At 60.4% G+C, this 22,735-nt stretch carries 21 protein-coding genes and 1 pseudogene; 11 read left to right on the top strand and 11 right to left on the bottom strand.

Features of this window, described 5'->3' with window-relative positions:
- Positions 1-4: 4 nt before the first annotated feature.
- Positions 5-340 carry an ArsR/SmtB family transcription factor gene (locus tag ACN0X0_RS14945; protein WP_417279794.1) on the top strand — a complete coding sequence of 112 codons (336 nt, stop codon included), beginning with the start codon at positions 5-7 and terminating at the stop codon, positions 338-340.
- Between the two features lie 193 nt (positions 341-533).
- Here ACN0X0_RS14945 and ACN0X0_RS14940 read toward each other — a convergent pair whose 3' ends face one another.
- The 3 genes from ACN0X0_RS14940 to ACN0X0_RS14930 all read right to left on the bottom strand — a co-directional run bounded on the left by ACN0X0_RS14940 (position 534) and on the right by ACN0X0_RS14930 (position 3,343).
- Positions 534-1,433, bottom strand: coding sequence for a DMT family transporter (locus ACN0X0_RS14940; RefSeq protein ID WP_417279793.1), 900 nt, complete (start codon positions 1,431-1,433; stop codon positions 534-536).
- A 110-nt stretch (positions 1,434-1,543) separates the two neighbouring features.
- Positions 1,544-2,437, bottom strand: a complete 894-nt coding sequence (locus ACN0X0_RS14935; RefSeq protein WP_417262967.1) for a LysR family transcriptional regulator — start codon at positions 2,435-2,437, stop codon at positions 1,544-1,546.
- 66 nt (positions 2,438-2,503) lie between these two features.
- A complete protein-coding gene (locus ACN0X0_RS14930; protein ID WP_417279792.1) occupies positions 2,504-3,343 on the bottom strand; it encodes a hypothetical protein in 840 nt (279 codons plus the stop codon).
- Between the two features lie 320 nt (positions 3,344-3,663).
- Between ACN0X0_RS14930 and ffh the strand changes: the two genes are divergently transcribed.
- The 9 genes from ffh to rpmE all read left to right on the top strand — a co-directional run bounded on the left by ffh (position 3,664) and on the right by rpmE (position 9,566).
- Entirely contained in the window at positions 3,664-5,178 is a 1,515-nt protein-coding gene (gene ffh / locus ACN0X0_RS14925) for a signal recognition particle protein (protein WP_417279791.1), read from the top strand.
- A gap of 1 nt (position 5,179) precedes the next feature.
- Positions 5,180-5,722 carry a GNAT family N-acetyltransferase gene (locus ACN0X0_RS14920; RefSeq protein ID WP_417262964.1) on the top strand — a complete coding sequence of 181 codons (543 nt, stop codon included), beginning with the start codon at positions 5,180-5,182 and terminating at the stop codon, positions 5,720-5,722.
- On the top strand, positions 5,719-6,018 hold the full coding sequence (locus ACN0X0_RS14915) for a chorismate mutase (RefSeq protein WP_219785892.1): 300 nt from the start codon (positions 5,719-5,721) through the stop codon (positions 6,016-6,018). The genes ACN0X0_RS14920 and ACN0X0_RS14915 overlap by 4 nt, the downstream gene beginning before the upstream one ends.
- Positions 6,019-6,067: 49 nt before the next feature.
- Positions 6,068-6,457 carry a 30S ribosomal protein S16 gene (gene rpsP / locus ACN0X0_RS14910; protein ID WP_417262962.1) on the top strand — a complete coding sequence of 130 codons (390 nt, stop codon included), beginning with the start codon at positions 6,068-6,070 and terminating at the stop codon, positions 6,455-6,457.
- 205 nt (positions 6,458-6,662) lie between these two features.
- The gene (bluB, locus tag ACN0X0_RS14905; RefSeq protein ID WP_417262961.1) at positions 6,663-7,310 is read left to right on the top strand and encodes a 5,6-dimethylbenzimidazole synthase; all 648 of its coding nucleotides are present in this window, start codon (positions 6,663-6,665) and stop codon (positions 7,308-7,310) included.
- Positions 7,311-7,339: 29 nt separating this feature from the next.
- Complete coding sequence (gene rimM, locus ACN0X0_RS14900) at positions 7,340-7,849, top strand: ribosome maturation factor RimM (protein WP_417279790.1); 510 nt, start codon at positions 7,340-7,342, stop codon at positions 7,847-7,849.
- Between the two features lie 5 nt (positions 7,850-7,854).
- Complete coding sequence (gene trmD / locus ACN0X0_RS14895) at positions 7,855-8,682, top strand: tRNA (guanosine(37)-N1)-methyltransferase TrmD (RefSeq protein ID WP_417279806.1); 828 nt, start codon at positions 7,855-7,857, stop codon at positions 8,680-8,682.
- 270 nt (positions 8,683-8,952) lie between these two features.
- Positions 8,953-9,333: a 50S ribosomal protein L19 gene (gene rplS / locus ACN0X0_RS14890; RefSeq protein ID WP_417262958.1), complete on the top strand. Its 381-nt coding sequence runs from the start codon at positions 8,953-8,955 to the stop codon at positions 9,331-9,333.
- 11 nt (positions 9,334-9,344) lie between these two features.
- Entirely contained in the window at positions 9,345-9,566 is a 222-nt protein-coding gene (rpmE, locus tag ACN0X0_RS14885) for a 50S ribosomal protein L31 (protein ID WP_167601517.1), read from the top strand.
- Between the two features lie 71 nt (positions 9,567-9,637).
- On the opposite strand, the gene ACN0X0_RS14880 is transcribed toward rpmE, so the two are convergent.
- On the bottom strand, positions 9,638-11,563 hold the full coding sequence (locus tag ACN0X0_RS14880; protein ID WP_417279789.1) for an OmpA family protein: 1,926 nt from the start codon (positions 11,561-11,563) through the stop codon (positions 9,638-9,640).
- Between the two features lie 251 nt (positions 11,564-11,814).
- On the opposite strand from ACN0X0_RS14880, the gene ACN0X0_RS14875 reads away from it, so the two are divergent.
- Positions 11,815-12,627 (top strand): division plane positioning ATPase MipZ, encoded by an 813-nt coding sequence (locus tag ACN0X0_RS14875; RefSeq protein WP_417279788.1) that lies wholly within the window; start codon positions 11,815-11,817, stop codon positions 12,625-12,627.
- A gap of 453 nt (positions 12,628-13,080) precedes the next feature.
- Here ACN0X0_RS14875 and ACN0X0_RS14870 read toward each other — a convergent pair whose 3' ends face one another.
- The 7 genes and pseudogenes from ACN0X0_RS14870 to ACN0X0_RS14840 all read right to left on the bottom strand — a co-directional run bounded on the left by ACN0X0_RS14870 (position 13,081) and on the right by ACN0X0_RS14840 (position 22,647).
- The gene (locus ACN0X0_RS14870) at positions 13,081-13,341 is read right to left on the bottom strand and encodes a hypothetical protein (RefSeq protein WP_417279787.1); all 261 of its coding nucleotides are present in this window, start codon (positions 13,339-13,341) and stop codon (positions 13,081-13,083) included.
- A gap of 110 nt (positions 13,342-13,451) precedes the next feature.
- Complete coding sequence (locus ACN0X0_RS14865; RefSeq protein WP_417279786.1) at positions 13,452-14,402, bottom strand: glycosyl transferase family protein; 951 nt, start codon at positions 14,400-14,402, stop codon at positions 13,452-13,454.
- 12 nt (positions 14,403-14,414) lie between these two features.
- Positions 14,415-17,063 carry a molybdopterin-dependent oxidoreductase gene (locus tag ACN0X0_RS14860; protein WP_417279785.1) on the bottom strand — a complete coding sequence of 883 codons (2,649 nt, stop codon included), beginning with the start codon at positions 17,061-17,063 and terminating at the stop codon, positions 14,415-14,417.
- 11 nt (positions 17,064-17,074) lie between these two features.
- Positions 17,075-18,316: pseudogene (locus ACN0X0_RS14855) on the bottom strand (NAD(P)/FAD-dependent oxidoreductase); the annotation flags it as partial.
- A 6-nt stretch (positions 18,317-18,322) separates the two neighbouring features.
- Entirely contained in the window at positions 18,323-20,023 is a 1,701-nt protein-coding gene (locus ACN0X0_RS14850; protein ID WP_417279784.1) for an ABC transporter ATP-binding protein, read from the bottom strand.
- 5 nt (positions 20,024-20,028) lie between these two features.
- Entirely contained in the window at positions 20,029-21,132 is a 1,104-nt protein-coding gene (locus ACN0X0_RS14845) for an ABC transporter permease (protein ID WP_417279783.1), read from the bottom strand.
- Between the two features lie 147 nt (positions 21,133-21,279).
- Positions 21,280-22,647 (bottom strand): CmpA/NrtA family ABC transporter substrate-binding protein, encoded by a 1,368-nt coding sequence (locus tag ACN0X0_RS14840; protein WP_417279782.1) that lies wholly within the window; start codon positions 22,645-22,647, stop codon positions 21,280-21,282.
- Positions 22,648-22,735 lie beyond the last annotated feature (88 nt).

Below are 22,735 nucleotides of genomic sequence, written 5' to 3'. Positions count from 1 at the left end.
AGACATGACTCACAATCTCGACCTCATCTTTGCAGCCCTTGGAGACCCGACCCGTCGGGCCATCCTGTCGATGCTGTTGGAGGATGACATGGCGGTCACAGATGTGGCCGATCCGTTCGAGATGTCTTTGGCGGCGGTGTCCAAGCATCTGACCATTCTGACCCGCGCAGGGCTCATTGCGCAGGAAAAGCGCGGGCGGGTGAAATGGTGCAAGCTGGAGCCGGACGCGATGCGCGCGGCCTCCGTTTGGATGCAAGGCTTTGGTCAGTTCGACGAGATCGATCTCGACGGGCTGGAGCGTTTTCTTGAACGCGAGCTGTCGCAAGAGGGCGACGCATAAAAAACGCACGGCCACGAGGGAGCCGCGCGTTTTTGATTTCAGATGTCGCTCAGCGCTCAGAAGACAAAGCTCAGGATAGCGCCGACAACCACGACAAGACCGACCAGATAGATAACATTGTTCATAACTGTGCTCCTCTTTCGATTTGAAAGACCAACGCACAGCGATGTGAATTTGTTCCCGACGAGGACCATCAGGCCTCGTGTTTGAGCAAAAGATAAAGCGCCAGAATCGTCAGGCCGATGCCGCCAAACACCAGAGCGGGCGGCGTGCCGTGGCCCAAAGCGATCTCCCAGATGATCACCCAGGACGGCACGAGATAGGTGTAGGCCATGACCTTGGCCGCCGCCAAACGCACGGAGGCATAGGCCAGCAAAGAGGCGGTGATGGTGGTCGCGAAGATGGTGACATAGCCCAGAGTGAACCAGACGATGGCAGGCAGATTGGCCCAATCGGTCTCCAACACCTCACGCCAGCCAAAGAGGAAGATCGCGATGGAGGCGGAGGCGAGGATGAAGAACGTAAAGACAAGCGTGCGTTCGCCACGATGGAACCGCGGCACCAAAGGCGTGTAGAGCGCATGCGCCACAACACCGAGGAAATAGATCGCCTCGCCGCGCCCGACGTGAAAGGCGAGTGCTGCCTGAATGTCGGCACGGAAAATCACCCAAAGCGCGCCCACGCCGCCGATGGCCAGAGCGAGGGCGATGCGGCGCGTGGTTATCTGACGCATGATCAGATAACCAAAGCCCGCCGCGAGCAGCGGGGTGAGGGTAAAGACTGCGGCGGCGGAGACGGGCTCGGCGGTTTTCAGGCCGAAGAACATCATCACAAAGTAGAGCGCGAAGATGCCGCCCAAGATGAAATAGCGCCACGGCTGACGCGTGGCCTCGCGCGGTATGCCGCCCGTCACCATGGCCAGAAGGCCGATCACGATGGCCGCCGCGACAAAGCGCACCCCGTTGAGCGCCAGAGGCGTGATCTCATTGGCGACCATGGCGCCCAAGGAAAACGACCCGGCGACGAGACAGGAAAAGGTGAGCATCGCCAGATGCCCGTTGCGGCGATCCTTGGCGGCGGCAGAATGAGGCAAGGGCGATGCGTCCTCTGATAAATTCAATTGATCGCACGTGTTTTAGCGACAGCGCCGGACAAGGTCCATGAGCCGCTTGCGCACAGCACGCCCGCATAATCCGTCACAGATCAGGAATAGGGCCATTCCTTGGCGCGCGCTTTCAGGAACGTCAAAAAGGACTGAACCTTGGGCGTGCGGTGCAAATCGACGTGGGTCACCAGCCAGTTCTGGCTTTCCCATTCGGGTTGCGGCGGCATGATCTGCACCAGATCGGGATTGTCATGCGCCATCCAGGTCGGCAGGAAGCCAGCCCCCGCCCCCGCAAGGATCGCATCGGACATGGCCGTCAAATCGGAGGTGCGGAACACGATCCGGTCAGACGGCACGTGATCGTTCATCCAGACCATGAAGGGCGCGCGGGAATTGACGTCATCAAGCGACACGAACCGCAGCTCATGCGCGAGCTCTTCGCCCTCGCCCTGCGGCGCACCGAAAGCGTCGATATAGCTTTGATGGGCGTAAAGACCGAAGCCCTGGCGGTAAAACGGCTGTACCACATTGTCGGGTTCCTGCGGCGGCTTGCCGCCCCGGATCGCGATATGCGCCTCGCCATACTCAAGACGAAACACGCGCTCACCCGCCAGATAGCGCACGGTCAGACCGGGGTGATCGCGCTGGAACTCGGCCAGAATGGGCGCCAAGAGCGGCCCCATCCCCGGCAGGGAGGTGACGACCAACTCGCCGACCACCTCTTCGCCCCGGCCTTTGATCCGGGAGACGAGTTGAGAGAATTGATCGTCGGTGGTCTGCGCCACTTTCAAAAGGTCGATCCCCGCCTCGGTCGGCGTGTAGCCGCGGGCGTGGCGCTGGAACAGCTTGACGCCCAGACGGCCCTCAAGCGCATCAATGTGGCGGATCACGGTGGCGTGGTGCACGCCAAGCGCCTGCGCGGCGCCGGAGACGGTGCCCATTTTTGCGACCTGAAACGCGGTGCGGAACTCATCCCAGTTTTCGACGGACATAGCGGCCTCATGTGCAGAGGGGAACGGATTGCGCCGATCATCGTGAGACCTGTTCGGAATTACAAGCTATTTTGCAGCGGAGCGGTTTCTTAATTCGGCCCAGACCCGCGCAGACTCCGGCAAATCCGCGTCTTTGGCCCATTCTTCGGCCAATGCGTCGCGCTCAACCTTGAGAAGCGCTTCCAAGGTGGCGATCCGATCTCCGCGCGCCTCATCGCCCTGTCCACGCATGTGATCCTGAAACCGATGCGAATGCAGGATCGTCGGCACGGCGTCCAAAGGCTCCCAAGCATCGAGCATGGTCACCCGGCGCAGATTGAACTCCGGCGGCAGAACATAATAGCGCAGATCGCTTTCCCAGAGCAGGTCTTTGAGGATGATCTGATCGCGATGGATGTCATCGTCGGCAAAGAATCTCTCGGCCCAGTCGGTCAGGAACGCCAACATCTCGGGGCTGTTGCGATAGAGGAAGACGCCGGAATTGTGCTGAGGAAAGGCGTAAGGCGTGGTGTGATCCCGCCCCTGTCGAATGAGCGACCAATCGCGGCGCACGTCATGACATAGCGCACATTCAAAGCGGTCGAGAATCCCGAAGAGATCGCCCAGAGGGGCCACAAAGAGGGTATCACTGTCGACATAAAGCGTGCGCTCGAACCGGCTCGCAGGCATGGCGCGGAGCTTTTCGCGCGGATGCATGTCGTAGCTGGCCGTGACCCGATCAAACAGCCCGGAGGGCAGGTTTTCCGGCAGGTCCGTCACCAGATCGATGGCAATTCCGGGTTCATGGTCGCGCAAAGAGCGCGCCGATTGGATCGCCAGATCGACATAGTCCTCGCCGCCCGCCACGTAGAGCACACCGCAGGTCAGGCCGTCCTGTCCAGAAATCGCAGGCTGTAGGTCTTGCATCTGTCCCTCCCACCGGGTGCATAAACGGGCTCATAAGGAGTGTAGCGCAACAGGCCACGCAATCCAGTCAGCCCCATGCGCTTTGTCTTGACTCCTCATACGCACGCGCGTAGAGACCGGATCAAATTTCCCGGAAGTGTGCATCTTCCGGTCCTCAGGCCATAGGCCAGGATCGCCCCCCGTCAGCGTTATACGCCCACGGGGGCAAATGTGCATTTGCCGCGTTGTCAGTGTTTGCTGGCGGTGCTCGGGGTGTAAAATTCGCCGCTTCGTCCCCAGATGGAGCATATCGTCAACGGCCCCTTTAAGGAGAACGGCCCATGTTTGAAAATCTGTCCGACCGCCTCTCAGGCGTCTTCGACAAGCTCACCAAACAAGGTGCCCTGTCCGAAGACGATGTGAAAACCGCGCTGCGCGAAGTGCGCGTCGCGCTTCTTGAGGCCGACGTCTCGCTGCCGGTTGCCCGCGATTTCGTCAAGGCGGTAACCGAAAAAGCCACCGGCCAAGCCGTGACCAAATCCGTCACGCCGGGTCAGCAGGTCGTCAAGATCGTGCACGACGAGCTGGTGCATGTGTTGCAAGGCGACGAGGCCGACATCGGCGCGCTCAAGGTCGACAACCCGCCCGCCCCGATCCTCATGGTCGGTCTGCAGGGTGGTGGTAAAACCACAACCACGGCGAAGCTCGCCAAGCGCCTCAAGGAAAAACACGGCAAGCGCGTACTGATGGCGTCCTTGGACGTTTATCGCCCCGCCGCTATGGACCAGCTCAAGGTGCTGGGCGAACAGATCGGCGTCGATACATTGCCGATCGTGCCGGGTCAAAAACCCGCCGACATCGCCAAGCGCGCGAAACAACAGGCCGCGATGGCCGGGTATGACGTCTACATGCTCGACACCGCCGGTCGTCTGTCCATTGACGATGCGTTGATGGCCGAGGTCGAGGAGGTCAAACAGATCACCTCGCCGCGTGAAACTCTGTTGGTCGTGGACGGCCTAACCGGTCAGGACGCTGTGCACACGGCTGAAAACTTTGACGGTCGCATCGGCATCTCCGGCGTCGTTCTGACCCGGATGGACGGCGACGGTCGCGGTGGTGCGGCGCTTTCCATGCGTGCGGTCACCGGCAAGCCGATCAAATTCGTCGGTCTCGGCGAAAAGATGGACGCTCTCGAAGAGTTCCACCCGGACCGCGTCGCGGGCCGTATCCTTGGCATGGGCGACATCGTGGCCCTCGTCGAGAAAGCGCAGGAAACCATCGAGGCCGAACAAGCCGAAAAGATGGCCCGCCGCTTTGCCAAGGGTCGTTTCAATATGAACGACATGAAGATGCAGCTTGAGCAGATGCAGAAAATGGGCGGCATGGAATCGATCATGGGCATGATGCCGGGTATGAAAAAAGCCGCCTCGCAGATCAAAGAGAGCGGCTTTGACGACAGCATCTTCAAACGTCAGGTCGCGCTGATCAACTCGATGACCAAGAAAGAGCGCGCCAACCCGCAGCTTTTGCAAGCCTCGCGCAAGAAACGCATCGCCAAAGGTGCAGGTCTTGAGGTGTCTGAGCTTAATCAGCTCATCAAGATGCACCGCCAGATGTCGGATGCGATGAAAAAGATGAGCAAGATGAAGGGCGGCATGTTCAAACAGGCCTTGAAAGGCATGCTGGGCAAAGGCGGTCCTGAGGGCCTCGAGGACATGGACCCTGCAAAGATGGCCGAGGCGACCAAAGCCCTTGGCGGCGCGATGCCGAAAGGCATGGCTGGACTTGGGGGGCTTCCGGGTCTGGGCGGCGCATCGCTTCCGCCGGGGCTGTCGGGCTTCGGGAAGAAGAAATAACATGACCCTCGCCCCCACCATAGAAACCCAGCGCCTGCGGTTGCGCGGCCATGTCGAGGCGGATTTCAACGCCTTCGCCGACATGTTCGCCTCTGACCGCTCGCGCTACATGCACGGCCCGCTCACGCGGCGTCAGGCGTGGTTTGCGTTCTGTGGGGACATCGCGCAATGGCAACTCTTTGGTCATGGCGCCTGGGGGGTGGAGCGCTTGGAAGACGGTGCTTTCGTCGGTCAGGTCGCGCTGAACAAACCGCCGCATTTCCCCGAACTTGAGCTTGGCTGGTTCGTGCTCGAAGGCTTCGAGGGCCAAGGCTACGCGCTTGAGGCCGCCACAGCCGCCCGCGATCACGCCTATGTCGAGATGGGCCGCGACACGCTTGTGTCCTACATCGACGCGGCCAACACCCGCTCGGTCGCTTTGGCCGAACGCATGGGCGCCGAATGCGACGAGATGGCCGAGACGCCCGATGGCGAAGACTGCCTCGTTTACCGTCACCCCACCCCAGACGCGCTGCAAGACGGCGGCATGGAGGCCTACGCATGAACGAGACCCAAATCCGCGCGCAAGAGGTGCTCAAGGAGCATCGCGAAAGCATCGACCGGCTGGACGCGATCCTCGTCTACACGCTAGGCGAGCGGTTCAAACACACGCAGGCCGTGGGGAAACTCAAGGCCGCCCACGATCTTCCGCCGTCGGACCCGGCGCGCGAAGAAAAACAGATTGCCCGGCTCGAAGAGCTCGCCGTTGCGGCGGATCTCGATCCGGAATTTGCAAAGGAATTCCTGAAATTCATCATTCAGGAAGTCATTCACCACCACGAAAAACACCAGGATTGCTAAGGCCTTACCCGGACCTTGGCTCAATAGTCAGACTTAGGAGAAACACATCATGGCTATGAAAATTCGTCTCGCCCGCGGCGGCTCCAAAAAGCGCCCCTTCTACAGCATCGTTGCCTCCGATTCGCGCATGCCGCGTGACGGCCGCTTCATCGAGAAGCTCGGCACCTACAACCCGCTCCTGCCGAAAGACAGCGAAGAGCGCGTGAAAATGGACATGGAGCGCGTGCAATACTGGCTCGGCCAAGGCGCCCAGCCGACCGACCGTGTGTCCCGTATGCTCGAAGCGGCTGGCGTGCTTGAGAAAAAAGAGCGCAGCAACCCGAAGAAAGCCGTTCCGGGCAAAAAAGCTCAGGACCGCGCTGAAGAGAAAGCTGCAAAAGCTGCCGAGGCCGCTGAAGCTGCTGCTGCTCCGGCTGAAGAAGCCGCTGCGGAAGAGTAAGCACACCCGGATATCCGTCCGAGTGAGGCCTCTCTCATTCGAAAGCGCAGGTGGTTCGCCCATCTGCGCTTTTCTGTTTCCCTCTTGATTTGTGAGCAATAAATTCAGGCCGCCCGTGCATCCTGCGATTTGCGCACACTCAAAGTGGACATAAAATCAACCCGCTACGCTGACGTCATATCTGAGCACTCTCAGGGGATCGAAGATGATCAACACCGCTGCAATCGGACAGTTTTCTGCCGCTTTTCGTAAAGATTTTGCCGAACTTTTGCGCTGGCGCCGCGATGTGCGTAGATTTCAGGACACGCCCGTCGACGAAGCGACGCTCACGCGATGCCTGCAAACATTCACGCTTGCCCCTTCCGTTGGCCTGTCTCAACCATGGCGCATTATCAGAGTATCCAGCCCGGAAGCCCGTCAGGCGGCTCTGGAGAATTTTCAAAACGCGAATAAAAAAGCGCTTGCTGGTTATTCGGGCGACACTGCGCAAGCTTATGCCAATCTCAAGCTGGCGGGCCTGAAAGAAGCGCCCGTGCAACTGGCTGTCTTCTGCGACGAAACGACTGAACAGGGCAAAGGGCTCGGCATTCAAACTATGCCAGAGATGCTTCGTTATTCCGTGACCAGCGCCATCATGCAATTCTGGCTGACCTTACGGGCCGAAGGCATCGGGCTTGGCTGGGTTTCGATCTTTGATCCAGAAGCGCTTGCCGTCAGTCTGGATACACCGCAAAGCTGGTCTTTGGTCGGCTATCTCTGTATCGGTTACCCTGAAGAAATCACGCACGAACCGGAACTGGAACGCGCAGGATGGGAACAGCGCAACGCGCAACCCGAGATTATTGAACGGTAATCACGGCAGACACGGAACCGAAGGGCAAGATGACAAACACACGGATCATCGTCGGAGCCATTGCAGGCGCTTTTGGCGTCCATGGCGAAGTACGCATCAAGAGCTTTTGCTCGGACCCAGAAGCCATCGGCGACTACGCGCCCTTGACCTCGGAAGACGGCACGCAGACCTTTGAGCTGACGCTGACCCGCGCGATCAAGAACGGCTTTGCCGCCGAGATCGAAGGGGTGAACACCAAGGAAGAGGCCGATGCGCTCAAGGGCGTGACGCTGTTTGCCGACCGCGACGCCCTGCCCTCGCTGCCTGATGACGAATATTACCACGCCGATCTGATTGGCCTCACTGTGCTGGACACTGGCGGCACCGAGCTTGGCAAGGTGCACAATGTGCTGAACCACGGCGCGGGCGATCTGTTGGAGGTGCATGGGCCGAGGCTTAAGGCGCCGGTGCTTTTGCCCTTCACCATGGCCAATGTGCCGACGGTCGATCTGGCCGCAGGCCGCATCATCGCCGACCCGCCCGAGGGTCTGTTCGAATGAGCGAGATGGACGACACGCCTAAATCCAAATCCCATGGCCGCCTCGCCGTGCGCCCGACGCTGCGTCCGCGCGAGTTGATGACCAACACGCCCGATCTCGTCGGCGTCTGGAAGGCCAAGGTGATCACGCTCTTCCCCGAGGCCTTTCCCGGTGTTTTGGGCGAAAGCCTGACCGGCAAGGCGTTGCAGGACGGTCGGTGGCAATTGGAACAGATCCACCTGCGCGAGTTCGGTGAGGGCAAGCACAAGAATGTCGACGACACCCCTGCGGGCGGGGGCGCGGGCATGGTGATCCGGCCTGACGTGATGGGCAATGCGATTGATTTCGCGATGAACGGCACGCCGCCGGATCGTCGCGACTGGCCGTTGGTGTATCTCTCGCCGCGCGGCAAGAGGTTCGATCAGGCCACCGCAAAACGCTGGTCGGAGGCGCGTGGCATCACGATGATCTGCGGCCGGTTTGAGGGCGTCGATGACCGCGTGTTGTTTCACTACGGGATCGAGGAAGTGTCTCTTGGCGATTTCGTCCTCACCGGTGGCGAGATCGCGGCGCAGGCTATGATCGACGCCACGGTGCGGCTTTTGCCCGGCGTCTTGGGCAACGCGGAGAGTATCGAAGAGGAAAGCCATTCCAACGGCCTTTTGGAACACCCGCAATTCACCCGGCCCGCCGAGTGGCGCGGCATGGCGATCCCGGAGGTTCTGATGTCTGGCCACCACGGCAAGATCGCCGAATGGCGCCAGAAGATGGCGGAAAAGATCACACGGGATCGGCGCCCGGATATGTGGGAGGCCTATGAGGCCGCGCAAACAGAGCCGAAAGCCAAAAAATAAAGGCCAATCTTCTCTTGATCGACAGACGCGCGCGGCCTATACACCGCTCGTCTGGCACCGGGATTCGGCGCACAGACCTTTTTGTTATGGGCCGGACGACCTCTTCCTCGTCCACATTGGCCCCGGCAGATTGCACAAAGCAAAGACGACCTGAACCCTCCCGCGGGCATCTCCTCTCTCGAGGATGCGATGGACCCGATCGAAGACGCGGAGCTCTGAGGCAGTTGAAACCTTCGTGGAAAAAACCACGAGCAAATTGGAGAACAAGCGATGGATCTTATCGCCCAGCTTGAAGCCGAGCAAATCGAAGCTCTCGGCAAAACCATCCCGGATTTCAAAGCCGGTGACACCATCCGCGTCGGTTACAAAGTGACCGAAGGCACGCGCACCCGTGTGCAGAACTACGAAGGTGTCTGCATCTCCCGTAAGAACGGCAAAGGCATTGCCGGGTCCTTCACGGTTCGCAAAATTTCTTTTGGTGAAGGTGTGGAACGTGTGTTCCCGCTCTACTCCACCAACATCGACTCCATCGAGGTGGTGCGTCGCGGTAAAGTTCGCCGTGCGAAACTCTACTACCTCCGTTCGCGTCGCGGCAAATCTGCCCGTATCGCAGAAGTCACCAACTACAAACCGCTCGACGCCAAAGCCTGAGGAGTATTTCGATGAAAACCGATATCCATCCCGATTACCACTTCATCGACGTCAAAATGACCGATGGCACGATCGTGAAAATGCGCTCCACCTGGGGCGGCGAAGGCGACACGCTTGCACTCGACATCGACCCGACGGTGCACCCGGCCTGGACCGGCGGCAACTCCCGTCTGATGGACGCTGGCGGTCGTGTGTCCAAGTTCAAAAACAAATACGCTGGCCTCGGCTTCTAAGCCCTGTCCAATGCGACGATATGAAAGGCCCGCCAAATTTGGCGGGCCTTTTTGTTTGAGACAGCCTCAGATCACTGATCGCTGGCGACCACTTGGCCCAAAAGCGGCGTAATCACCCGCACGGCGGCACGGCGGTTTGTACGTTCGGCGTCCACGGTCGGCACTTTGAGATAGCGTTCACCATAGCCCTGAACGATCATGTTTTCCGGCGGCACGTCGAAATATTCGGTCAAGGCTAGCGCGAGGCTCTCAGCCCGACGATCCGACAGCGCAAGGTTGGAACTCGCATTGCCGACCGCATCCGTGTGGCCCTCGACCAGAAACACCTCACGCGGGTTCTCGGCGATGGCATCGCGCATCGCCCGGCCCAGTGCAGCCAGTTCCTCGGCCTCCGACGGCGTGATCGCGGCAGAACCAGTGCGGAAGTTCACATTGGTCAGTTCGATCTCAGGCGCCAACTCGCGCACCGCACGAATGGTGCGGATCTGGTTGAGAGAGAAGCTGCGGTTGAGACCTTCCGCGCGGGCTTGGCTCTCGGCAAGCGCGGCGCGCAGGGCGTCTTCTTCCTCGTCCTGCTCATAGCGATAGGTCTGGGTCTTTTGCGGGCTGTCCGGCAGGGCCGACACATCCACCGCAGACACATTGCGCGTATCGTCGAACAGCGTCACCACGGTGCCATCCGTCAACACCCGATCCCGGCGCAGCACGCGGCCGTCGGCGGCGCGCACGGTGATCACCTGACTGCCGTCTTCACGCGCGGTGGTCGTGCGGGCGGAACCGTCCGGGAAGGTCTCCGTCGTCACCTGACTGCCCGGCTGACGCAGCAGCGCGTCGTCGTTTTTCAACACCCGGAGCTGACCGTTGTTTTCCACCACGACGCGGTCGCCGGTGTTGGAAACCACCTGATCGTCATTGCCCAAAATCTGCGACAAGACGGCGGCACCGATGGCCCCTAAGAGGACCTTTTGACCGTCACTCATGCCGCTGTCTTTTTTCGCGGCGGGGGTGTTCGTCGTCACGATCTCATCTGCGGAACTGCGTGCGGTCTCTTGGGTGACGGTCTCCGTCATCACGTCGACCTCGGCCTCGGCCTCCGGGTCTTCCATCGCCGCAGCCGCCGCGCTGTTTTGCTCGGCTTCCAAGGTGGCGGCCATTTCCGCCTCTTCTTCGGCCTGCTCCGCCTGCGCTTCTTCACTCATCGCAGCCTCAAGGCTTTCGTCGGTCTGGAGGTCCTGCAACAGGGTCGCTGCACGATCACGCAGCGTTTCAGCCCCCCCATCCTCCGCAGCCTCAGAGGCGTTTTCATATTCGATGTCCTCTTCCTGAACCGGCGCTTCGCTGACACCTTCTTCGGCAAGCTCTTCGGCAGCCGTGTCATCTCCTGAGGGCGTTTCCATCACGGTGCCTTCTGCGATCTCCTCGCTGGCCGGATTTTCGCTAGTCGGGTTCTCGCTGGCCGGATTCTCCACGGTTTCCGGATCGACCTCGGCCTCTGCCACCGGATCAATCGGCGCCTCTTCCGTCACGACCTCTTCCGCCGCAGTAGCATCGCCTTGCGCCTCTGCCTCGGCCGCTGCCTCCGGCAATTCCTCAGCCAACTCCTCGGCGATTACCTCTTCTTCGACCACCTCGGCATGTTCCATATCCGCCACGGCCTCTTCGCCAGCGGTGGTGACCTCTTCAGGCGACATCTCTTCTGTGGTCACGTCCTCGGCCATCTCTGCGCCGGCCTCAGCCTCCGCCTCAATCTCCGCACGGGGTGCCGCAATCCCCAGAGCCTCATAGGCCTCTTCCAGCGACACTTCGCTGCCATCCTTGAGCATCACGGTGTTCTCAGACGTCATGCACGGCGGCGCGATGTCGTCGCAGACCTCCAACTCAAGCTCTGCCGCCAATTCCGTTTCAAGCGCTGCGTCCTGTGCAGAGGCCGGCCATGTCGCCCCCAGACTCGCCAGACAAAGCCCCGTCGCTGCGGTGCCGAAAATCATACGTTTCATGGATGTCCTCCAGACTTTCCTCTCCAAGCGCTGCGATCAAGACCATGGCCAAGACCAAAGCGCTGCTATCGCGGTTCAACGCGCGACCCCCTCAAAAGGTTTCCGTCACGCTCCCGGAGCAGGACGGCAACAGTTTCATTTAAGCCGTAGAAACGCTCTTGCACGAGAAGCGAAAGAGAGGTCATACAGAACTCCAAAGCAACATGAACGCGCGGAAAAATGCGCGTCGAAGCGGACGGGAATTCGGGAACGTGGCGCATATCATTATCGTCGGAAATGAGAAGGGTGGAGCGGGGAAATCCACGGTCTCCATGCATGTGGCAACCGCTTTGGCGCGGATGGGCCATCGGGTCGGCGCGCTGGATCTGGACCTGCGGCAAAAGACCTTTGCGCGCTATCTGGAGAACCGGCTGAGCTTTTGCCTGAAGGACGGGATCGAGTTGGCGACGCCCGAGTATCGCGATCTGCCGCAGGTCGAAGCGACCGATCTGGCCGAGGGCGAAAACATCTATGACCGCCGCCTGTCTATGGCCGTTGCGGGTCTCGAAGAAACCTGTGATTTCATCCTGATCGACTGCCCCGGGTCGCACACCCGCCTGTCGCAGGTCGCGCATACGCTGGCCGACACTTTGATCACGCCGATGAACGACAGTTTCATCGACTTCGACCTTCTGGCCCGCGTCGATCCGGATTCGAACAAAATCCTCGGACCGTCGGTCTATTCGGAGATGGTCTGGAACGCGCGGCAACTCAGGGCGCAGGCCGGGTTGAAACCCATCGATTGGGTCGTGCTGCGCAACCGTCTTGGCGCCCAGGCCATGCACAACAAAAAGAAAATCGGCGACGCTTTGGATGAGCTCAGCAAGCGCATCGGCTTCCGCGTGGCCCCCGGATTTTCCGAGCGCGTGATCTTTCGCGAATTGTTCCCGCGTGGCCTGACGCTTTTGGATCTCAAGGACATCGGCGTCAAATCCGCGCTCAACATTTCCAACGTCGCCGCACGTCAGGAATTGCGCGATCTGATGAAAGAGCTGTCCCTGCCGGGTGTCGAAATCAACCTCTGAGATAGCACTCTGAGACCGCGCCGGTTCAATCGAGTTTGACCACCGTCACCACATCGGGATTGAGACCCTGTGAGGCCAATTGCGCCGCCAGCGTGTCTTGGCGCGTCTCACTGCCAACCGGGGCCCGCACCGTTTTTACGTTCAGCTCCGCCCTTTGCGGCCGGTCCCGCCAAAGTTTTCTCGGATCGTATTTGACATACCACGGCGTCGTCGCCCCGTAGCCAGAGGTGTGACTCCCAGCCCCCCTGTCAGGCTGGGAAGAGAGATCGGCGTGCTTTGCGTCAGAAAGGCCATATCGCCGGTTTGCGCCGCACGTCTCAGCCCGTCGGATTTCGTCACGATAAAGCCCATTGCTAAGACTGTCAGAAGCAAGGAGTAGAAAACCATTTTGTACATGAACTAAAAACTCGCACGAAAAATTTAAAAAAATCTTATCTTCTCAGGTCATGGCCCTCAGGCCATCCGGTCAAGACGGCGCAAAAAAGCATCGCCTTTTTCCCGCGCGATCACATGACGCTCGCCCGGCACGACATATGCCATCTCGGATTTTTGCGGCATACGGACCGGGTTCTTTTGGGATTTTTCCCGGCTGCGCTGCCACAAAAGGGCTGCGACGGCAAAGATCATAAGGCCAAAACTCACCGCCAAAAGCGTCACATGATCTTCTGCGGTCAGCCCGGCGGCCCAGTTTTGATAGATTGCCATGATATCCATTGACCGGCCTCCTTCGCCGCTTGGGGTCTGATCCAAGTGTCGTGGCGTAAAACGGCGAAAATCGGGCCAAGGCGTGGAGAAAACGGTCGGATTTCGTGGTAAATTCGGGATCAGCCCCGCGCCTCCCAAAGCGCGGCGGCCTTTGCCTCGGCTTCTGTAACGCCCAAAGTATCCAGCGCAAGCGCCGCCGTAGACAGCACGATGCCTTTTGCAAAAGGATCGTCCAGTTCGCCCGACCAAAGCGCCGAAAGCCGCGCCAGATCGGTTTCACCATCATTGAGCCGCCGCGCGTCGTCCTGACTGGGCGGCACGAGCATGTCCCAGGGCTGACCACCTCTCAGGCCAAACACCTGAATGTCCTTCGACGGGTTGCGTTCGAACTCGCCACCGCCACCTTTGATCACCGACATGGCTTTGAGGCCCAAGAGATGCGAGGCATCGGCCTGCAGTTCACGATAGGGCGGATGAAACACGCCCTGCACGGAGGCCCCCGCCCCACCCGGATTGAGCATCCGCGCCACGGTATTGAGACAGGACCGCAGCCCGAAATCCGCGCGCAGTTGCAACAGGCGCAACAATTCCGGCGAGAAATTTTCCAGCGGCAGATAGGCGATGTTGTCGCGCGCCAGAACCTCCGCCGCCTCATCGGGGCCACCGCAGCTCGTGATCCCGGCGTAGGGCAGTCCGTCGCGCACCAGATGTCCGCGCTCACTCAACCCGTTCCAGCCATGCATCAAAACCTTATGTCCGCTCTGTGCCACCAAACGTGCGGAGAGCAAGAACCACGGCAGCCCCCGCGTGCGGCCCGCAGCATAGGAGGGCCAGTCAAGATCGGGGGTGGGCACTTTGGTCAAAACGTCCCGAAAGGCGGCGGTGAAGCCCGCAAGCTCTTCGGGCACCTCGCCTTTCATGCGCATCAGCATCAACATTGCGCCAATGCTCTCGGGCGCTGCCTCACCGCGCAGCACGCGCGCCATGGCCTCATGCGCCTCCTCTTGGGTCAAGGAGCGCGAGCGCCCCGGACCACGGCCAAGGATGCGAACGAATTCAGCGATGCTCATCGGATGTCTGCCCTATTCTGCGGCGTCTTTGCCTTCCGCGCCTTTGATGAGAGCCGCGATTTCCGAGCGACAGGAGCCACAATTCGTGCCCGCCTGCAACGCCTCGCCAATCGCATCGACCGTCATCAATCCGCGTGTCTCGATGGCGTCGAGAATAGTATTCACACCGACGTTGAAGCAAGAGCAGAGCGTCGGTCCCGGATCAGGTTGATCGGCCGGGGATTTGCCCGACAGCACCATGGGCGCGGCGTCTCCGGGCAGGTTGGACAGGTAATCGCGCATCACGGCCACGGGGCTGCGCGAGATGAACAAAGCGGCCTTGAGCGCGCCATCTTGGTGAAGCGCGATGCGCGCGGTGCCTTTGGCCGGGTCGAGCATGGTTTGCACATCCGCCTCGGGCAGGCCGAAAAGAATACGCGCCTCTTCAACCCAGTCTTCAGGGGTCTCTTTACCTGCCATTTCAACACGATAGCCCGCGTAGGTTTTCGCCAAAGCCCAATAGTCGGATGTTGCCTTCACAGGCGTCTGCGAGATTGCAAAACCGTACCACGCGGCCTCAAACAGCGCGATGAAAGCGACCGAGCCTTTGCTTTCGGGCTGGCCCGAGACGGGATCGGTGACAGGGGCCACCAGCGCATCGATCCGCGCGGCGGGGGCGTTTTCGCCGGTCCAATGCATTGGCGCGAAAACCTCGCCCCGCGCGATCCGATCCGTGATCATCGCGCGCAAGATCGCCGTGCCGTTGGGTGTTTTCACCTCGACAAGAGAGGTCGGGCCGATGCCTTTGGCTTTGGCGTCTTCGGGATGAAGCTCAAGGAAGGGTTCGCCCAGATGCGCCGACAGACGCGGCGAGCGCGCCGTGCGGGTCATCGTGTGCCACTGGTCGCGAATGCGGCCGGTGTTGAGGCGGAAGGGGTAGCGCGGTTCTGTCTTGGCGGCTGGCGGTTTCCACGCGACGGGCAGCATCCGGCCCTTGCCATCGGGGGTATAGAACTTGCCATCGGCAAAGAACCGACCGCCCTTTTTGCCGTCCGAAACCGGCCAGCGGGTGGGGGCGAGCGTGTCATATTGCGTGTCCGTCAGGTCCTTGAGACCCGAGATGTCGAAATCTTTGCCGAAGCCCCCCGCAATGCCGGAAAGCGCGGCATATTCGCGGAAAATCTCCGCAGGTGCCTCATAATCGAAGCCGTCCTTGAAGCCCATGCGGCGGGCCACCTCGGCCAGTTGCTCCCAATCGCCCCGGGCCTGACCGGGGACAGGCAGCGCGGGACGTTGGCGGGACATCAGGCGGTCGGAATTGGTCACCGTGCCGCTTTTTTCGCCCCATGCGGTGGCGGGCAAAAGCACATGGGCCAGCCGCGCGGTGTCGGTGGCGCCGGTGATGTCGGAGACGACAACGAAATCACAGCCTGCAATGGCCTCGCGCACCCGGTCGGCGTCGGGCATGGAGACGGCGGGGTTGGTGTGAAGAATCCAGAGCGCCTTGATCTTGCCCTCGCCTACCGCGCGGAACATGTCGACGGCTTTGAGGCCGGGTTTCTCCGGCATCTCGGGGGCGGACCAAAAGGTTTTGACCGCATTGCGATGATCCGCATTCTCGATGTCCAGATGACAGGCGAGCATATTGGCCAAGCCGCCGACCTCGCGCCCACCCATGGCGTTGGGCTGGCCGGTGACGGAAAACGGCCCCTGGCCCGCGCGCCCGATGCGCCCCGTGGCGAGGTGGCAATTGGTGATGGAATTGACCTTGTCGGTGCCCGACGAGGACTGGTTGACGCCTTGGGAAAAGATCGTGACGACTTTCTCCGCGCCGCACCACAGGTCATAGAAGGTCTTGAGCAGATCGTCCGACAGGCCGGTGACGGAGAGATCGTCGGCCTTGGCGGCGGCGATGGCTTCGTCCAACCCTGTGACGTTCTCTGCAAAGGCGTGGTCAATCAACCCGCGTTTGTCGATCTCCGCCAACAACCCGTTGAACAACGCCACATCGGAACCAAGCGCCAGAGGCAAATGCAGATCGGCCAGATCGCAAGACGCGGTGCGGCGCGGGTCGATGACGATGAGCTTTTGCTCGGGGCGTTTCTTGCGGGTGGCGAGGATGCGTTGATAGAGCACCGGGTGGCACCACGCGAGGTTCGATCCTGTGAGCACGATCACATCGGCCTCATCCAGATCCTCATAGGTGCCGGGCACCGTATCCGTGCCGAACGCGCGTTTGTGCCCCGCCACGGTCGACGCCATGCAGAGCCGCGAATTGGTGTCGATATTGGCCGAACCGATGTAACCTTTCATCAGCTTGTTGGCGACGTAATAGTCCTCGGTCAGGAGCTGGCCGGAGACGTAAAAGGCGACGCTGTCAGGGCCGTGTTCAGAGATCGTGTCGGAAAATTTTCGGGCCACGAGGTCCAGTGCCGTGTCCCAATCCGTCTCAAACCCGTCGATCTGCGGCGCCAAGAGGCGGCCCTCAAGCGATACGGTCTCGCCCAAGGCCGAACCTTTGGAACAGAGCCGCCCGAAGTTGGCCGGGTGGTCTTGGTCGCCGCGCACGTCGAGGCCGCCCTGCCCATCCGGCCCCAGAAGAACACCACAACCAACCCCGCAATAGGGGCAGGTCGAGCGGATGGAACACATCGGTTTGAGATTGGATTTCGGGCTTCTCATGCGATCGCCTCCAAAAGAACCGGCGCAGCGGTGGGCGGCGGCGGCGCCTCCTGATAGGCTGGACCAAAGATCATCATCTCGCGCATGGCGGAGACATCGACGCCCTCGCGGATCAGGTTGAAAAACCACCCGCCGTCCTGCGTGTCGCCATACATCACCGCGCCGATCAGCCGATCATTTTCAATCACCAGACGTTTGTAGACGGCAGAGAGCGCGTCGGAATAGGTGATGCATTCCCGGCCCTCGCCGTCGCGGAAATCACCCGCAGAGAACAGATCGCAGCCGGTGACCTTAAGCTTGGTCGAAACCTCTTTGTTCACGTACTGCGCAGGCGCGCCGCGCAGGGTTTTCGCCAACACTTTCGCCTGATCGAACAAGGGCGCGACGAGACCGAAGAGTGCGCCGTCATGTTCCACACATTCGCCCAGCGCAAAGATGTTCGGGTCAGAAGTCAGAAGTTGGTCATCGACGATGACGCCCCGGCCCGTCTCGATCCCGGCTTCTTTCGCCAATGTGATCGAAGGCCGAATGCCCACCGCCATCACCAGCAAATTGCAATGGAGCATGCGACCGTCTTCGAGCAAAAGCGCCCGCACGCGGCCGTCATCTCCGGCGATCACTTCCTTGGAATGGGCGCCGCAGACGATCTCGATCCCGCGCGCTTCCAGAGCCTGTTGCAAAAGTCCCGCCGCCTCGCAATCCAACTGGCGATCCATCAGGTGGCCGTTGAGGTGCACGACGGTGACATGCACCCCGCGCGCGGCCATGCCTGCCGCAGCCTCAAGCCCCAATAGCCCGCCGCCGATCACCACGGCCCGCGCACCGGGGATGTCGCCAAGACGCATCATCTCTTCGGTGTCTTCAAGGTCGCGATAGGCGATCACCCCCGGCAGATCATAGCCGGGCAGCGGCACGATGAAGGGGGTCGAGCCGGTGGCGATGACCAACTTATCGTAGGGCACTTCGCCCTTTTCGCCGATGACAAGTTTGCGCTCCCGGTCGATGCCATGCACCCATTCGCCAAAGCGACAGGTCACGTCGTTCCGGGCATACCAAGCCTCATCATGGGTGACGATGTCGGCATAGCATTTCTCACCCGCAAGCACCGGAGACAGCATCAAGCGGTCATAGGTGCCACGCGGCTCGGCGTTGAACAGCGTGATGTCAAAGGCATCCGGCGCCTCCGCGATCAGATGATCGAGAAGCCGTCCAGAGGCCATCCCCGCGCCGATGATAACGAGACGTTCGACCATATCTTTTTACTCCGCCGCGATGGCTTTCGGCTCAGGCTTTTTTGCGTTGGGCGTTTTTGCCTTAGGTTTCGCGCCGTATTCGTATTCCTCGAGGAAATCGAGCACTTCCTGACGATATGTGTAGTAGTCCGGGTGCTCCAACAGCGCCTTGCGGGTACGTGGACGCGGCAGGTTGACCTCGGTGATTTTACCGATGGTGGCCTGTGGACCGTTGGTCATCATCACCACGCGGTCGGCCAGAAGGATGGCTTCGTCCACGTCATGCGTGACACAGATCGCGGTCACTTTCGTGCGTTCCCAAACCTCCATCAATACTTCTTGGAGCTCCCAGCGCGTGAGGCTGTCGAGCATGCCGAAAGGCTCGTCCAAAAGCAGCAGTTTCGGAGAGAGCGCAAAGGCGCGGGCGATGCCCACACGTTGCCTCATGCCGTTCGACATCTCCGAGGCAGGCTTGTCCATAGCGTCAGCGAGACCGACCCTCTCAAGATAATATTCAACGACATCCTGACGTTCGGGCTGCGAGGCGGTGGGGTACACTCTGTCAACACCAATGGACACGTTCTCCTTTGCTGTGAGCCAGGGGAAAAGGTTTGGCGATTGGAACACCACGGCGCGTTCCGGGTCGGCACCGCGCACCTCGAAGCCGTCGAGTTTGATCGCACCTTTCGAGATATCGTTGAGACCGGCGGCCATGGTGAGCACCGTGGATTTGCCACAACCCGAATGGCCGATGAGCGAGATGAATTCGCCACGGTTGAGTTTCAGGTTGAAATCCTCGACCACCGTCAGCGGGCCTTTTGGCGTCGGATAGACCTTGTGCAGGCCTTCAAAGCTTAGGAAACGATTGTCGATCAGGCCCTCTTGGGCCTTGGTCACGACTTTCGGCACCTGATGGACCGCGGTCACGTTGGGCAAAAGCTTGCTGCCCTCCGTCTTGGCCTCGATCCCCACATCCATGAGGTATGTCGTCACCTCCGCGCGGAGTTTATGAAAGGTCGCGTCATTGTTCATGTCACTGCGGTCACGCGGACGCGGAATGGTGACTTTGAACTCTTCGCCAAGGCTTCCGTCGGGATTGAGCGCGATGATGCGGTCGGCCAAGAGAATGGCTTCGTCCACATCGTTGGTGATCAGCACACAGGTCTTTTTGTCGGCCTCCCAGATGTGCTCGATCTCATCGGCCAGGTTCGCCCGCGTCAGTGCATCGAGCGCCGAGAGCGGCTCGTCCAAAAGCAACACCTCCGGGTTCATCGCCAGCGCACGCGCCACGTTCACCCGCTGACGCATCCCGCCCGAAAGCTCCGCCGGACGGCGCGTCTTGGCATGGCTCAGCCCCACCATTTTGACGAAATGATCGACCTTATCCTGTTTCTCCGCCTTGGGCAGATCGGGGAAGATCGTGTCCACCGCCAGAGCGACGTTCTGATCGACCGTCAGCCAAGGCATCAGCGAATAGTTCTGAAAGATCACGCCGCGCTCGGGGCCGGGACCGGTGATGTCTTTGCCTTTAAACGTGACCTTGCCGGTGGAGGGCATCTCAAGCCCCGCCATCAGGTTGATCAGCGTCGTCTTGCCGGTGCCGGAAAAGCCCAGAAGGACAAGGAACTCGCCCTCCTGCACATCGAGGTTGATGTTTTTTAGAACTTCCGTGCGGTGGAGACCTTCACCGAAGCCTTTGGACACAGTGTCAAACGTCAGGATACCCATGTCGATCACCGATTGTTCGAGAAGGTGAAGAGGGATTGCAGCGCGAACATCACTCGGTCCAAGAGGAAGCCGATGATGCCGATGGTGAGCACTGCGACGATGATTTTCGCGAGTGATTGCGAGGAGCCGTTCTGGAACTCGTCCCAGACAAATTTGCCAAGCCCCGGGTTCTGCGCCAGCATCTCAGCGGCGATCAGCACCATCCAGCCCACACCGAGCGAGAGACGCAAGCCGGTGAAGATCAGCGGCAGGGCGGAGGGCAGGACAAGTTTGGTAATCTTCTGCCAAGTGCCCATTTTCAGCACTTTGGAGACGGAGACGAGGTCCTTGTCGATAGAGGCCACACCGAGCGAGGTGTTGATCAAGGTCGGCCACAAGGAACAAAGCGTCACGGTGATCGCGGACACGAGGAAGGACTTGGCAAAAAGCCCGTCATTCGTGGTGTAGAGCGCGGAGACCACCATGGTCACAATCGGCAACCACGCCAGCGGCGACACCGGTTTGAAGATCTGCACCAACGGGTTGATCGCGGCGTTGGCATAGGGTGACAGACCAGCGAGGATGCCCAGAGGAATGGCAATGGCCGACCCGATCAGAAAGCCGAAGAACACGGTTTTGATCGAGGTCCAGATTTGTTCATAGTAGGACGGCGAGCCGGTGTAAGGGATGTCCTTGACCTTCTCGGGCTGACCATTGGCGATGAAACGTTCGTTGCGGGCCTCGACGCGCTCAAGGAAGGCGGCCTTTTTCTCCGACTTGGCAAGCGCGTCCTGATGCAGATTCACCGCCTCGCCCCACACGGCGGCAGGCCCCGGGATCGCACCCAGAGAGGTCTGCACCTTCGGCGCCAATGTGCCCCAGAGCATCAGGAACCCGACGATGGCCAGAACCGGCACGCCGAGGAGTTTCCAAATCTCCTTGCCCTGCGCCTTCGGGTTGTCGCCCGCGAGCGCTTTCAGGACGGGCGTCATCCACGACAGGCCCAGAACCTGAAACCAGGCGTCGGCCTTGTTGATCCGGGTGAAAAGTTTTGCGCGGCGGGCCGCACGCGCTTTCGCTGTGGCCTCGGCGTCGAGCGCCCGTTCGTCACTTGGGTCGATAGCAGTCATTGCGGCGTCCTCACGAGAGACAAGAGAGTTTGATTTGGAGAGATCGGGGCGCGCTCAGGAAGCGGCGCGCCCCTCAGGGAAATTGATTTGCACCGGGGCTCCGCCTGGTACTGAAATCGCTCCACAGGAGCGATTTCCGGGCGCACCTCACCCCTTAACTTCGGTCCCAACGACCGTCTGCTCGCCTTTCAGGCCAATCGGCAGGCTGTCGAGGTAGGCGTTCGGCGCTTTGCCGTCATAGGCGATGCCGTCGATGATGTCGGCGGAGGGCGTCGGCGCCTTGTAACCGTCGCTGTCCCAGGGGAAATCGGCCTCGTTCGCCAGGCCTTCGTCGACCAGAAGACGCGCGGCTTCGAGGTAGATCTCCGGCTTGTAGACGGATTTCGCGACCTCATCGTACCAGCTGTCCGGCTTGGCCTCGGAAATCTGGCCCCAACGACGCATCTGGGTCAGATACCACACGGCATCGGAGTAGAACGGATAAGTCGCGTTGTAGCGGAAGAACACGTTGAAATCCGGAACCTCACGCACATCGCCCGGTTCATATTCGAAGGTGCCGGTCATGGAGGCGGCAATCACCTCCTGGTCGGCGCCGACGTAATCGGGACGCGACAGGATTTCCACGGCCTCTTCGCGGTTGGCGTTGTCGTTCTCGTCGAGCCACATGGCGGCACGAATGAGCGCCTTGGTCACGGCAAGCGTGGTGTTCGGATATTCTTCGGCAAACTCTGCGGTGATGCCAAAGACCTTCTCCGGGTTGTTCTTCCAAAGCTCATAATCGGTGATCACCGGCACACCGATGCCCTTGGCGACGGCCTGCTGGTTCCACGGCTCACCGACGCAGTAGCCGTAGATGGTGCCTGCCTCCAAGGTGGCGGGCATCTGCGGCGGGGGCGTCACGGAGAGGAACACGTCGGCGCCGATCTGGCCGGTGATGTTCTCCGTCGAGTAGTAGCCCGGATGCAGACCACCCGCGGCCAGCCAGTAGCGCAGCTCGTAGTTGTGGGTGGACACCGGGAACACCATGCCCATGTTAAAGGGCTTGCCTTCGGATTTGTATTTCTCGACCACCGGCGCGAGAGCTTCGGCGGAAATCGGGTGAACCGGTTTGCCGTCATCCCCCACCGGGATGTTCGGCTTCATCTCTTCCCAAACCTCATTCGACACGGTGATGCCGTTGCCGTTCAGGTCCATGGAAAACGGCGTGATGATATGCGCCTCGGTGCCGAACCCGATGGTCGCGGCCAGCGGCTGACCAGCCAGCATATGCGCGCCGTCCAGCGTGCCGTCGATCACACCATCAAGCAGGACCTTCCAGTTGGCCTGCGCTTCGAGCGTCACAAAGAGGCCTTCGTCATCGAAAAAGCCCTGTTCATAAGCGACCGCGAGCGGCGCCATGTCGGTCAGTTTGATAAAGCCAAAGGTCAGTTCGTCTTTTTCCAGATCGAGCATTTCTGCCCAGGCACCCGTGGCGAGTGCGGTCGTGGCTGCGAGGCCGAGGAGAAGGTTCTTCATCTGTATGTCCCTGTTGTTCCCTGTTGAGGAGAAAAAACAAAAAAGCCGCCGATAGACCGCCAGGGAGGAGAAGGGCGGTGTATCGAGC

Source organism: Celeribacter sp. (assembly GCF_048270365.1).
Classification (GTDB): Bacteria; Pseudomonadota; Alphaproteobacteria; order Rhodobacterales; family Rhodobacteraceae; genus Celeribacter.
Note: the sequence above shows the minus strand (reverse complement) of the source record. Positions and strands in the feature narration are given on the sequence as shown.